The organism is Paenibacillus sp. FSL H8-0537, from assembly GCF_038051995.1.
In the GTDB taxonomy this organism is placed as follows: domain Bacteria; phylum Bacillota; class Bacilli; order Paenibacillales; family Paenibacillaceae; genus Pristimantibacillus.
The window spans coordinates 204084-215939 of the sequence record NZ_CP150290.1 but is presented as its reverse complement, the minus strand read 5'-3'; the positions used below and the strand labels follow the sequence as shown (position 1 = coordinate 215939).

Here is an 11856-nt window from a genome sequence, read left to right as displayed (position 1 = left end):
GGAGGTAAAAAATGAAGCAGCATATGAAGCAAGGCTGGCGGCTCGCCATCCGCCATTTCTACATCGTCATTCTTTTGTTCCTGTATCAGCTATTATGGGGACTTTTCCTTTACCGCTTTATTGATATGACTGTACTGCCGCTGCTGCGGCGCTTTCCCCTCCAGCATCCGTCGGACTCGGCCGTTTCGCTGTTCCTCAGCGAAGCCCAGTTTCAATTGACAAAAACAGATCTGATTAGCCCCTATCTATGGCTGCTGGGCGGCTTGTTCGCCGCCCGCATGCTGCTGAGCCCGCTGTTCCATGCAGGGCTGCTCTACTCGCTGCATCATATGGACGAAAAAGGTGGAACGCAGTTCCTTCAAGGCATTCGCAAAGCTTGGAAGCCTGTGACGCTGCTCTATTGGCTGCGCACTCTGCTTATTTTCGCGCCTGGCTGGTTCCTTCTTCCTCGCGCCTTCAAGCTGCTAATGGAGGGCCATTCGCTGAGCGAGCTGCTGCAAAGCACGCTGCCAGGCTTTGGCGGTTGGCTGCTGTGGAGCTTCCTCGTTCACCTGCTGCTGCTCGCCATGCAGTTTGGCGCCGCCTCCAGCACGGGCTCGATGCGCTCGCTCAGCATTGCGCTCCGAAATCTTTTTCCTTATGCCGGCCTCTCTCTACTGATGTGGCTGCTGGCTGTCGCCGCTTCGCTCTTGGTATCCGGCCTTTCCTATGCTTGGGCGGGAATACTGGCGCTCATCATGCATCAAGCCTATCATCTGCTCCGTACCTTGTTAAAGGTATGGACGCTCGCTGCACAATACGATTGCCTGCAATCGAAGCAAAGCTGAGACCGTTTTAAGACCGTTTCAGGCTCCTTTTAGGACCCTTTTATACGACTTTTGACTTCCATAAATAGGAAATTAGGTTTAGAAAAATGAGGGCGTCCCTCCCTAATTCTCATTTAGTATTCTCATTTTTCTAAAGTCCTTCTCATAAAAACCCCGATTGCGGACAAGAGGCCGCAATCGGGGTTTTTATGTTATAAAGCTTCTGCAGGCAACGCTTCTATTCATTTACCAACCCTTAGACTGATGCTGACTAAACTCTCTAATTCTTCATTTTACGCTATAATTCTAGCCTATATGTACGATTCTTAGCATATTGGCTGCCTATTTCTCATATAAACTGACAAAATGTTTTTTTGCTTGCGAACGGTGATGGAACGAACATTTATTAGGCAAGAAACTTGTTTTAACGCAAAATTGAGCCAAAAGGTTACATGAGAATTATTAGAAATTCTTTCATATAGGAGGAAATCACATGAAAAAACCGAATTATTAGCGCAGAGCAAAATTAAACCAGCCTAATTTTTTATACCGCAAAGGTATAGAAATACGGGGGAACCACTTTGGGTGAATTGATTTCGATGCTTGGACGGCTTGATTCAAGTGTCTTGGAAATCATAGGGAACCTTCACAACCGAACCCCACAGCTAACCTCGTCGGCACCGGAAGGAGTTTCAAATTTTGAAGAAGGTAACTGCACTACTCGTTGGTCTTGTATTAATGCTTGCTTTCCAAGCAGGCAGCGTGTTCGCAGGTTCGAAGATGGACGGTGTTATCGCTGATCTGATCGGCACACCATACCAAAGCGGCGGAACAACTACGAAAGGCTTCGACTGCTCCGGTTTTACGAAATATGTTTTCGATAAAATGGGCATCGATCTTTCCCGTACTTCCCAAGCGCAATCGAACGATGGCAGTGAAGTGAAGAAGAGTGACCTGATCGCTGGCGATCTTGTATTCTTCAACACGAGCGGCAAAGGCATCTCCCACGTTGGTATTTATGTTGGAGATGGAAAGTTTGCACATGCTTCCTCGAGCAGAGGCGTTATTATTAGCAAACTTAGCGAGTCTTATTATGCTGATCGTTACGTGTCAGCTACACGCATTATGAGTCAAGACGCTTACGACAAGTACGCAAGCGAGCAATAGAGCCAGGCCATGCTTTTTTCGCTTACATAACGAAAAGCTGCTGTCTCAATCAGCAAAGCCGCAGTTGTTTGTCTTCGGACAAATAGCTTGCGGCTTTGCTGTTTTCTAGCACGGACACAAGGGGGCTCGTTTCCATGTATGTATATATTCACCGCAAAGACCTGCGTTCAAACGATTTGCGCAGTTTTGATTATGTGCGCCGCTCTGGGCAGCGCGGCTTTCATCTGCTTATAATAGACCCGTCACTGGCGGACGGTGACCGGCTCTCTTGCCACAGCGGCAGAACCTTCCTGTCCCAGGCCACCTCCCTATTGGAACAGTACAAGGCGGCGGGCGAGCAGCTGCATGTGCTTTACGGCGATCCCGCTGCCATTACCGAAGCGCTGCTGCTGGCCCATCCCATTGAAGAGGTGCTCGTCCACATGGACTATACGCCTTATGCCCGTATTCGCGACAAAGCGACTGCGCAGGTTGTGCGCGCAACGGGACGTCGCTGGCTGCCGCTCGACGATGCGCCACTCGCCGATTTGGAGGAGCTTCATACGTTTTCCAGGCGCAGTGAGCCTTACAAGGTATTTACGCCCTTTTACCGCATGTGGCAGTCCTTTATGCAAAGCCATTATTCCCCTGCGGGCGAAACAACGCTGAAACAGCTGGATACGCTGAAAAATATAGATGCCAGCATAGCAGAGCGCTTCAGTCTTCCTCGGGAGCATCCCGCTGCGGCAGCCTTTATGCGGGTAGCGGGAGCATCTGGCACGGCGGACGCGGGAACGCTGAGTGCAGCCGATGCGCTGGAGCAATTTCTAAACCGCCGCCTAGCTGGCTATGAAGGCAGCCGCGACCAGTTTGCGGAAAACCAGACAAGCCATTTGGCGCGTTATTTGAATACAGGAGCGCTGTCAGCAAGGCAAGCCTATGAAGCAGCGCAGCAGCAGTATGGAGCCGAATCTTGGATTAGGCAGCTGGCATGGCGGGATTTTTTTCTGTACCAAGGGAAATACAATGAGGACTTCTATCGCTATGAGCAGAAGTTTGATTTATCTGGGCTGAACGATCAGCATTTCGAGGCATGGAGCCAAGGAAAAACGGGCATTCCTGTTATTGATGCCGCTATGAAGCAGCTTAATGAAACCGGCGAAATGCCGAATCGGCTGCGGATGGTTACCGCCATGTTTTTGACGAAAAACCTGCTGTGCCCGTTTACGCTGGGCGAGCAGCATTTCCGCCGCCAGCTGGCCGATTATGATAATACGCTGAACCGGGGCGGCTGGCTGTGGAGCTCGTCGCTCGGCTACGACGCCGCGCCGTATTTTCGCATTATGAATCCGGCTACGCAGTCCGCAACTCATGATCCGAGCGGTACTTACATTAGACGCTGGCTGCCTGAGCTTGCCCATCTGTCCGATAAGCAAATCCACCTGCCGCAGCCGCATGCCATTGTAGATTTGAAGGCTTCACGTGCCCGCGCGATTGAGGTCTATAAGGAGATTGTGTAATCATGACAAATGCGAGTGCTGCTCCTGACGGCGCCCAGCCGCCATTCGGGTGGAAGATTGCCGCAATGGACGCCTCCCATGCCCGCCAGCTGTGCGATTGGCGGTACGAACCGCCTTACGGCATCTACCAATGGCCCGCATGGGAGGCTATGGAGAAAGCAGAAATGGAGTTCGGTGATCCCGAGCTTCGCCAGAAGCAATACGCCGCTATTTTAGATGACCATGGGGAGCTCGTTGGTTTTGCACAGTTTTTCCCGCTGGGGGATGAAGTGCTGCGGCTTGGCCTCGGCCTGCATCCACAGCTTTGCAGCAGGGGCTCGGGCACCGACTTTGTTGAACTGCTGATAGAGGAAGCTCGCCGACGTGCTCCACACAGCGAGCTGGATTTAGAGGTGCTGACCTGGAATGCACGCGCTATTCGCGTGTACAAGAAGGCAGGCTTCCGCATTACCGATACGTATATCCGCCCAACACCGCAAGGCGCGGCGGAATTCCATTGCATGGTCTACGGAGGAGGGGAAGAAGCTTAGCGCCTCTTTTACCCCTCTTCTTTCTTTCCTAACCCCTTCCTCACCGCTCCCTTCAACCGCCAATCCGCTCCAACTGCTGCATCTGCTGCAAGGATTCATCCTGCCCCACCTGGCTCATATAACAGCCTATTCGCTCCAAAGCTTCAGACAGCTTCGCTGGCGATACCGAATAGGAGCAGCGAATGCGTCCTTCACCGCCCGGGCCAAATACATGCCCTGGCACGACAGCAACGCCTGCTTCCTGCATGAGCCGAAAGGCAAACTGCTCCGAGCTCAATCCCGTATGGGCAATGGATGGAAAAGCATAAAATGCCCCTTGCGGCATATGGCAGGAAAGCCCCAGCTTCTGCAAGCCGCCCACGAACATCGCCCTGCGCTGCTTATAGGCCTCCTTCATTAGGTCCTTGTCGGCCAATCCGCTGCGCAGCGATTCCAGAGCAGCAATCTGTCCCATTATAGGTGCGCACATTGCCGTATATTGATGGATTTTCAGCATTTGCGAAATAATTTCTACAGGGCCGCAGGCATAGCCAATGCGCCAGCCTGTCATGGCAAAAGCTTTAGAGAAGCCGCTGATGACGATCGTCCGCTCCTGCATGCCAGGCAGCGATGCGATGCTTACATGCTGGCTCTCATAAGTCAGCTCCGCATAAACCTCATCGGAAACGACGATCAGATTATACGCCTTCACAAGCTCAGCAATGGGGAGCCAATCCTCGTAGGACATGACCGCCCCCGTCGGGTTGTTCGGATAGTTAATCAGCAGCACTTTGGAGCGCGGGGTAATTTTTGCCCGCAGCGATTGTGCCGTTAGCTTAAATTGCTCATGCTCATGCGTCTCAACGTTTACGATACTGCCACCTTGCAGCGCTACAATGGGCGAATAAGCAATATAGCTGGGAACCGGAATCAGCACCTCGTCGCCCGGACAAATCAGTGTGCGCATGGCCAGATCAAGCGCCTCGCTGCTGCCCACCGTCACCAAAATCTCGTCCTTCGGCTCGTAATTCAATCGAAAGCTGCTCTCCAAATATGCGGTGATTTCCTCGCGCAGCTCCATTAGACCGGCATTTGGCGTGTACATCGTCTGACCGCTTTCCAGCGCTCGTATGCACGCGGCGCGCACACGCTCCGGTGTTGCAAAATCCGGTTCGCCTACGCCCAGCGAAATCATATTTTCATCCTGCCCGGCCATATCGAAAAACTTGCGAATGCCCGAAGCGGGCAAGCTCTTTACAAGCGGTGAAACGTTATACTGCACCATAATGCCTGCATCCCCTTTTCAAAATAATAAAATGTATCAGCTTCGCTCTAACTCTTCCTTCTTATGCAAGGCCCCACAGCTGCTTTGCCGTATCGCCAATAATCCGAATACCGCGCACAATATCCTCATCCGCCACGCGGGAAAACCCTAGTCGCAGCGTATTGCTGCCCCGTCCATCCGTAAAGAAAGGATGGCCTAAGGTAAAAATAACGCCTTGCTGCGCGCACGCCTCCAGAAGCTCACGCACGCTGCAGGCTTCCGGAAATGTCACAAACAAATGCAGCCCGCCATCCCCCGACAGCGTCTGATAGGGAACAAAAGCTTTGCAAGTTTGCAGCGTCAGCTCGTATTTCCGCTTGTATTCCGACCGCGCACGCTTCAAATATTTATGCAGATTGCCATTATGCAAATATTGATAGAGCAGCGATTGGTCAAGTGTCGACGTATGAATGCTGCGGGCCCGCTTCATGCTCTCCAAATAATCAATCAGCTCGCGGTCCGCAAGCACCCACCCGACCCGCAGGCCGGGAAACAGCACCTTCGAGAAGCTTCCAATATAAATAACGCTGTTGCCGCTGCCCGCCGAAGCGATGAGCGGCGGCACATGCGCTCCGGAGTAGCGCAGCTCCTCATTAAATCCGTCTTCAATGACGGGAATTTTATAACGGCTCATGAGCTGCATCAGCGCCAGCCGTTTCTCCATCGACATCACAATGCCTGTCGGATTATGGTAGGAGGGTACGAAATAAGCACAGTCGAACGCCCGCTCCTCCAAAGCCCGTTCAAGCTCTCCCAAATGAATGCCATCTGGCTCCATCGTAACGCCTTTAATGTCAAAGCCGTGCAGCTTGAGATTTTTAATCGCGGTATGATGGGTCGGATTTTCGCAGATAACTGCGCCGTGCTTGGGCCGGAGCGCTGCCAGCACAAGGTCAAATCCTTCCGTAAAGCCGGCCGTAATGAGCATATCCTTGCCTTGCACATCCACGCCCTTGTTCTCCATATATGTCATCAGATACTCTATCAGCGGCTTATAGCCTTTGGCATAGCCGTAGTTCAGCAGCACATGGCCCTCCACTGACATACGGCCCAGAAACGCCTGCTTCACATGATCCAGATCAAACAGCTTCTGATCCGGGGCAATGCTCGTAAAAGAAATCGTACTCTTGCCTGCGCGAATGCCGCGCTTCATGAGATCCAGCTCCTCTGCAAGCAAAGCCTGCTTGCTTAGCCGCTCCTTCCACGGCAATTTCCAGGACAAGGATGGCGGGGCGACGCTTCCCGCCGAATCCTCTGACACATAATTACCTTTGCCTTGCAGGGCATATACACGGCCCTCATCGGCCAGCTCCGCATAAGCGGCGATGACCGTATTGCGGCTTACACCGAGCAATATGCCCAGCTCACGTGTCGACGGCAGCTTCTGATGCGGCTGCAGCGCGCCTTTTATCATTAAACGCTTCATATAATCTTTCACTTGAATCGATACTGGACGTCCTTCTATGAGCTTGAAATCATGATACATTTCTCATCGCCCCACCTTTATCATGGCATATGCTCCCAGTCAAGCGTAAACGGCTGAAGCCGTCCTTTGGCGGCAAAGCTATCGTTTCGCGAAGAAATATAGAGAAGGGATGAAGCCATCATATCCTTTCCTATATATTAACAAAAGAACCACGACTCCGGATTTTTCATCCTGTCGTGGTTCTGCAAGCAGCGTCCTCTCGTTGCCGGTCCGTCTGCTGTTCATAATCCTTCATATCTGCAAATAAAATAAGTCCGGGACCAGCAAGAATGGATACAGTCCGAATCCATTCGCATGTATCCAGATCGACGTAGGCACGCGACACAAGGGTACGCTGAGTCTCGCTCAGCTGCGCAATGGTAGGAATGAAGTAAGGACGCCAGCTCCAGTTCGCCCCGTAATATTCATCCTGCCGCTCCCACTCGCCAGCCCCCACCCTGCAATAGTTCGCAGATAGCTGAATGCCATCCTCCCGGCACAAATAAATACGAACGCAGCCCGGCGGCAGCTGCTCCAGCAAACCGGTGATCCATCCATTGACTTCCCCTGGTTTGCCTAAATCGCTCTCTTGCCCGAAAATACAATCCTTATCGATGAGGGCCGCAAGCTGTGCCGCTTCCTTCTGCCAAGTCGTCTCGGAGCGCAAGCGCTGCTGGACATATTCCGCAAGCTCGGCTTCAAGCGCTCCGGCGAAACGATCCGCCCGCTGAAATTCCGGCTCCGCCTTGGAGAAGAAGAAGCCCTGCACATAGCGGGCTCCCGCTTCAATCGCACGCACCAAATCCTGACGCGTCTCTACACCTTCAGCCAGCAGTGACGCTCCGATCTGCTCGGCTAGCGCGGAGAAGGAGCGAAGGGCGCCTAGATAACCATTGTGCGTCGCGCTCTTTTTGATCATATGAATGTCGATCTTCAGTATATTAGGCTGGATATGGGCAATACGATCTGTACTGCTGAATCCGCTCCCCACATCATCAATCGCAATGAGGCAGCCTCTCGAACGGTACAGATCTACAATGGAGCGCAGCTCATCCATCGGGCCATTAAAGCTTTCCTCGGTAATCTCGATGACGATGCGGCGTGGATCAATCCCGTATTTATCAATCAACTGCAGCGTAAACAGCTCGCCAGATTGCCGATAGCGATGAATCCAGTTCGGCTTTAAATTAATAAACAGCAGCGACTCTTTATTTTCTGCACCCAGCTTGCGCATCGCCTGCTCTCGCAAAATCCGATCGACCACAATATGATCCTCTACCGAAATGGCGGCGTCTCCAAAAAACGGACCCAAGCTGCGTACGCGCTCGCCTGCACAAGCCCTGCCCAGCACCTCATATCCCATTATGGTTCTGGTGTCCATCGCCAAGATAGGCTGATAGAAGGCAGCCAGCCGCTCACCCTTAAGGCCCAGCGATTCCGGTATCTTTCGCATCGGTTGTCGGTCCTTCATCGCGTGCTCCTCTACATAAAAACGATGTCATATATTCTTCCATTGTTAAAGTTAGACCCTATTGTAGCGGAATCGACATTCGTTGTAAAGAAGCGACAGCGTTCGCAAAGTCCGATTTTTCCCCATAAGACCTGGCCCCAAATGTCTTGCTGGCCTTATGCTCTAAATCAACCGTACCATATGCGTGACATTATCGCCCTGCGCGACCTCAATGACATGATGCTTCGCGTGGTAGGAAACTTTGCCTGCGCCCACCTCGATCATCTCTTGCTCGCCCAGCCCGAAAAACACATCGTCGGCCAACGCCTCCATCACCTCGTGCTTTTCGTCTTCCCCTAGCACCTCCCACTCCTCCTTCTCCATTTCAAAAAAGGAGTAGCTGTCCTCAATCGCGCTGACTGCCGTTGTAAGTTCCTTCAATATATCCGCATATTCCCTTGCATGCTTTACGCCCATAATAAGGTTCCACCTTTTCACTGATTTATATGATTCATTTTACCTCATTTTCACAATTTTTAATGCCTTTCTGTTTAAATCCTTTTCAGGTCTAATCTCCTTGCCCCCTTCTGTCGATAATAAAGATAGAGAACTTTCGAAATTGTATTGGACGGGGTGCATAATGAAAAATTCAACTATTATCGGTATTATTCTAGCTATTATAGGTATCTTTGGCGGGATGGTGGTTAAGGGAGCTCCGATTTCCAGTCTCTTGAATCCTGCTGCCTACATGATTATCATCTTGGGTACTGTCGCAGCCGTCATGATCGCTTTCCCCATGTCAGAGCTGCAAAAAACCGGCAAGCTGTTTAAAATGGTATTTGGCACACAGAACTTGACCTCACGTGAAAAACTTATTACTCAATTTATGGAATGGGCCGGCATTACACGCCGCGAAGGCCTGCTCGCTCTTGAAGCTAAAGTAGATGAAATCGAAGATAACTTCCTGCGTAACGGCATGCGGATGATTATTGACGGCAACGATCAGGAATTCGTTCGCGACGTTCTGCTTGAGGATATTGCCGCTACGGAAGACCGCCATAAAGTCGGCGCTCTTATTTTCACCCAAGCGGGTACATATGCGCCTACACTCGGCGTACTCGGTGCCGTTGTTGGTCTGATTGCCGCCTTGTCAGATATGAGTGACATTGAGAAGCTGTCCCACGCCATCGCTGGTGCTTTTATCGCAACGCTGCTTGGTATTTTCACAGGTTATGTATTATGGCATCCATTTGCCAACAAGCTGAAACGACTGTCGAAGGCTGAAGTTCAAATCCGTCTGATGATGGTAGAAGGCTTGCTCTCTATCCAATCCGGCGTATCCACCATTGCAATCAACCAAAAGCTGTCGGTATTCCTAACTCCGACCGAGCGTGAGAAGATGAGGGAGAAGGAGGAAGGGGCCGTTGAGCAAAAAGCATAGGCACGAAGAACATGAGGAGCATGTTGACGAATCCTGGCTCATTCCTTATGCCGACTTGCTCACTCTGCTGCTGGCACTGTTTATCGTATTGTATTCAATGAACTCGGTCGACGTAAAAAAATTCCAGGAAATGAGCAATGCCTTCAATATCGCCTTTACTGGCGGTACCGGCTTGCTTACTGATCCGGCAGCGATCACTACGGGAGATCAAAGAGAGACGCAGAAACCGTCGCCTAGCGATTCAACGCAAAAGCCGGCTGCCGGTGATGAAGAGAAGGACGATGCGCAAAAACGCCGTGAAGAGCTGATCAAGCAGGAGCAAGAGGATCTGGAGAAGCTTAAGAAGCAAATTGATGACTATATTAAGAAAAATGGTCTCACCTCCGACCTGGAGACGAAGCTCAATCAGTCTCAGCTCATGATTACCATTAGCGATGAGGCGCTGTTCGCATCCGGCAGCTCCGAAGTGAAGGAAGACTCACGCGAGCTGGCCACATCCATCGCCACGATGCTCCAGCAGTATCCGGACTACGAAATTATCGTATCGGGACACACGGACAACAAACCGATTAACACCTATCTCTTCAGATCGAACTGGGATTTAAGCACCTCCCGTGCTGTACGTTTTATGGACATTTTGCTTGAAAATAAACAGCTCTCACCGACCAGATTTACCGCAAGCGGCTACGGAGAAAATCGCCCGCTTGCCAGCAACGACACCGAGGAAGGCCGAGCGAAAAATCGCCGCGTTGAAGTATCCATTATCCGCAACTATGTAGATTTGGAGAAAGCGCAGGAGCTCAAGGTCAAACCGAAAGAATAACCGAGTTGGCAAGGTGAAACGGCTGTCGCTGTCCTTTGGCGGCGCAGCGCGTTTCATTCAGAGAAATATAGAGAAAGGATGGAAAAATCATATCCTTTCCTATATTTCAAGCGTAAACGGCGATAGCCGTCCTCTGGCAGCAAAGCTGCCGTTTCGCGATGAAATATAGGCTGATTATGAGGGTAAAACTTATAATCAGCCTATATTTTAACAGAAAAGCCGTCACTTCCATGCGAATGCATCGGAAGTGACGGCTTTTCTTGCTGCTATACGATTAGAAGCCTGTTGTATATTGCGTTGGTACGGTTGTTTCTTTTTTCAGCATAGCTGCAGCTTCCAGAGCCCAATAAGGATTTCTGAGCATTCCCCTGCCTACAGCTACTAGATCTGCATCTTCATTCCCGATCACAGCATTAGCTAGAACAGGATCCTCCAGTCTGCCTACTGCAATAACTGGAACATCCAGCGCCTGTCTGATTTCTCTTGCCAATGGCACTTGATAAGCAGCATGAGTACCCGGTCTGCCCCAAGCAGTAATAGGTCCTTCTCCACCCGAGGAGATGTCAAACATATCTACTCCCGCCGCTTGATATTCCTTGGCAAATGCAATGCTTTCAGCCATTCCGTATCCGCCTTCTACATACTCTTTAGCAGATATGCGCATAATTAACGGCATGTCCTCCGGCATCTCGGCCTTAGCAGCCTGAATAATTTCTCGGCCAAACTGGGTTAGGTCCTTCCCATATTCATCTTCTCTTCTATTTGTAAGCGGCGAATGAAACTGGTGGATTAAATAGCCGTGGGCCCCATGAAGCTCAATGGCATCCATGCCAGCTTTTACAGCACGTTGTACTGCACCTCGAAATTTTTCTACCATTTCTTTGACTTCCTGTGTTGAAAGAGCTCTCGGTTTTTTTGAATTCTCATCAAATGGAATAGCGGATGGAGCAACTGGCACTTCAGCATCTTCCGCTTTCCGTCCGGCATGAGCGATCTGAATACCCACTTTTGCACCATAGCTATGGCAGGCATCTACAATTCTTTTCAAAGCCGGTATTTGCTCATCCGACCACAAGCCCAAATCAAAGTCTGAAATGCGTCCGTCCGGTTCTACATCGGTCATTTCAATCATAATAAAGCCTGCTCCGCCAACAGCTCGACTTACATAGTGCAGATAATGCCAATCGGTAGCTGCCCCATCCTTTTTATCAACCGAATACTGACACATTGGAGGCATCACAATACGATTTTTCAAGGACATTCCTTTAAACTCATACGTGCTAAATAGATCCTTCATCAAAAAGACTCCTTTTGGATATTTAATCAGTTAGACTGTGTTTTTCTAATAACAAATTAATGCATGCGCGTGCAT

General features: G+C 50.7%; 11 protein-coding genes and 1 riboswitch. Of the genes, 6 read left to right on the top strand and 5 right to left on the bottom strand.

The annotated features are described in order from the left end of the window. Positions 1 to 11 precede the first annotated feature (11 nt). From MHB80_RS00935 to MHB80_RS00920, 4 genes are all read left to right on the top strand, one after another. On the top strand, positions 12 to 827 hold the full coding sequence (locus tag MHB80_RS00935; RefSeq protein WP_341280425.1) for a hypothetical protein: 816 nt from the start codon (positions 12 to 14) through the stop codon (positions 825 to 827). Between the two features lie 502 nt (positions 828 to 1329). Continuing rightward, positions 1330 to 1501, top strand: a riboswitch (cyclic di-AMP (ydaO/yuaA leader). A gap of 1 nt (position 1502) precedes the next feature. Next, a complete protein-coding gene (locus tag MHB80_RS00930; protein WP_341282819.1) occupies positions 1503 to 1973 on the top strand; it encodes a C40 family peptidase in 471 nt (156 codons plus the stop codon). A gap of 134 nt (positions 1974 to 2107) precedes the next feature. Further along, on the top strand, positions 2108 to 3472 hold the full coding sequence (locus MHB80_RS00925; RefSeq protein ID WP_341280424.1) for a deoxyribodipyrimidine photo-lyase: 1365 nt from the start codon (positions 2108 to 2110) through the stop codon (positions 3470 to 3472). 65 nt (positions 3473 to 3537) lie between these two features. Next, positions 3538 to 4002: a GNAT family protein gene (locus MHB80_RS00920; RefSeq protein ID WP_341282818.1), complete on the top strand. Its 465-nt coding sequence runs from the start codon at positions 3538 to 3540 to the stop codon at positions 4000 to 4002. Positions 4003 to 4054: 52 nt separating this feature from the next. Here the strand turns inward: MHB80_RS00920 and MHB80_RS00915 are convergent, their stop codons facing one another. The 4 genes from MHB80_RS00915 to MHB80_RS00900 form a co-directional block, all read right to left on the bottom strand. Beyond that, positions 4055 to 5266, bottom strand: coding sequence for an aminotransferase class I/II-fold pyridoxal phosphate-dependent enzyme (locus MHB80_RS00915; RefSeq protein WP_341280423.1), 1212 nt, complete (start codon positions 5264 to 5266; stop codon positions 4055 to 4057). A gap of 61 nt (positions 5267 to 5327) precedes the next feature. Beyond that, a complete protein-coding gene (locus MHB80_RS00910; protein ID WP_341280422.1) occupies positions 5328 to 6791 on the bottom strand; it encodes a PLP-dependent aminotransferase family protein in 1464 nt (487 codons plus the stop codon). A gap of 166 nt (positions 6792 to 6957) precedes the next feature. Next, complete coding sequence (locus tag MHB80_RS00905) at positions 6958 to 8241, bottom strand: EAL domain-containing protein (protein ID WP_341280421.1); 1284 nt, start codon at positions 8239 to 8241, stop codon at positions 6958 to 6960. Positions 8242 to 8403: 162 nt separating this feature from the next. Next, positions 8404 to 8697, bottom strand: coding sequence for a hypothetical protein (locus tag MHB80_RS00900; RefSeq protein WP_341280420.1), 294 nt, complete (start codon positions 8695 to 8697; stop codon positions 8404 to 8406). A 163-nt stretch (positions 8698 to 8860) separates the two neighbouring features. Here MHB80_RS00900 and motA point away from each other — a divergent pair, with 163 nt between their 5' ends. Next, complete coding sequence (gene motA / locus MHB80_RS00895; RefSeq protein WP_341280419.1) at positions 8861 to 9661, top strand: flagellar motor stator protein MotA; 801 nt, start codon at positions 8861 to 8863, stop codon at positions 9659 to 9661. After that, a complete protein-coding gene (motB, locus tag MHB80_RS00890; RefSeq protein ID WP_341280418.1) occupies positions 9645 to 10484 on the top strand; it encodes a flagellar motor protein MotB in 840 nt (279 codons plus the stop codon). Before motA ends, motB begins: the two co-directional genes overlap by 17 nt. A gap of 274 nt (positions 10485 to 10758) precedes the next feature. On the opposite strand, the gene MHB80_RS00885 is transcribed toward motB, so the two are convergent. Beyond that, the gene (locus MHB80_RS00885; protein ID WP_341280417.1) at positions 10759 to 11781 is read right to left on the bottom strand and encodes an NADH:flavin oxidoreductase/NADH oxidase; all 1023 of its coding nucleotides are present in this window, start codon (positions 11779 to 11781) and stop codon (positions 10759 to 10761) included. Positions 11782 to 11856: the final 75 nt, after the last annotated feature.